This is a genomic window from Actinoallomurus acaciae (assembly GCF_042429965.1).
GTDB classification, from domain to species: domain Bacteria; phylum Actinomycetota; class Actinomycetes; order Streptosporangiales; family Streptosporangiaceae; genus Actinoallomurus; species Actinoallomurus acaciae.
This window is the reverse complement of the sequence record NZ_JBHLZP010001038.1, coordinates 1-1,316: the sequence shown is the minus strand read 5'-3', so window position 1 is coordinate 1,316 and position 1,316 is coordinate 1. Positions and strand designations below refer to the sequence as shown.

2 protein-coding genes are annotated in these 1,316 nt (G+C 75.6%); both read left to right on the top strand.

Annotated elements, in window-relative coordinates; translation table 11 throughout:
* Positions 1-343, top strand: a 343-nt coding sequence (locus ACFFNX_RS50205; protein ID WP_512699891.1) for a TetR/AcrR family transcriptional regulator, incomplete at its 5' end; no start/stop codon positions are given.
* A gap of 17 nt (positions 344-360) precedes the next feature.
* Positions 361-1,316, top strand: a 956-nt coding sequence (locus ACFFNX_RS50200) for a hypothetical protein (protein WP_378213577.1), incomplete at its 3' end; no start/stop codon positions are given.

Sequence of the window (1,316 nt, the reverse complement as noted above, 5' to 3'; positions counted from 1 at the left end):
CGCCGAAGGCCTGCGCGCCTGGGGCCAGGCGCTGCGGGCCGGCGACGACATCGCGGCGACCGTGGCCGCGCTGACCGAGGAGTACCTCGCCGACCGCGACCGCGCGCTGACCGAGACCGAGCTGTACCTCGCCGCGGTACGGCGGCCCGAACTGCGCCCGCTCGCCCGTACCTGGTTCGACGGCCTGGTCGGCCTGCTCGGCGAGTACGCCGATCCGGCCGCGGCCACGGCCGCGGCCTTCCTCATCGACGGGGCCCTGCTGCGCGCGCTCAGCGACCAGCGGCCCCTGGACACCGAAGGGCTCGCCACCGCACTGCGCGCCATCCTGCGACCCGCGACCTGAGCGGTAGCGTTCCCGGCATGTTCGACGGTCTCGATCAGGTGCCGTGGCGTGACCTGACGTACGCCTTCCGGGGCGAGGCGGACATGCCGTCGCTGTTCCGTGCGCTGCTGGACGAGGCGGCGGCCGCCGACGCCGCGGATGACCTGCTGAACGAGCTGTACCACCAGGGCGGTTTCGTCTGCTCGGCGGCGGTCGCGGCCCTGCCGTACCTCGTGGAGGCCGCCGAGTCGCCGCGGGTGGTGTGCCGGGGCGAGGTCCTGGAGTGCATCGGACGGCTCGCGTGCGAGGCCCGTACCGCTGGCCCGCACGCGGTCGCCGGCGGCTGGACCGCGGCCTGGGACCAGGCCGTGCCCCGACTGATCGCGCTCTTGGACGACGCCGATCCGCGGGTACGCCGGACGGTGACGCCGGTTCTGGAGGAGGCGGTCACCCACGCCGACACGGTCGTCGTCGCCCTGCGGGAGCGGTGGCCCGCGCAGGACAGGGTCACCCGGCTCGACCAGGTCCTCGCCGTCGGGTCGCTCGCCCGGTCCCTGACCGCCGCGACGCTGCCCGAGACGCTCCTGTGGCTCCGCGGGCTCCTCGACGACCCAGGCGAGCCTGACGAGCCTGACGAACAGCTGCGGCTCGCCGCCACGCTCGCCCTCCGCGAGGCGCTGCCCGGCCGTCCCACCGCGACCGAACCGCTGGTGACGGCGCTGTCGGGAGACCTGTCGGCCTGGTCCGGCAGCGAACGGTTCTCCGGCACACCGGCCTTGACGGTGTGGCGGGCGCTCTCCCGGCTGGGCCCGGACGTCGACGCCCGGGAGGAGGTCTGCCTGGCGCTGCTCGGCCACGCCGATCCCGGCCGCCGCATCGGCGCCCTGCGCACCGCCGCCGACCTGCTGTCGTTCTCCCGGCACCGTCGTCTCCTGCCCGCCCTGCTCGAACGCCCCGGCGACGCCGTCGCCGAGACCCGCACCCGCGCCCTTCA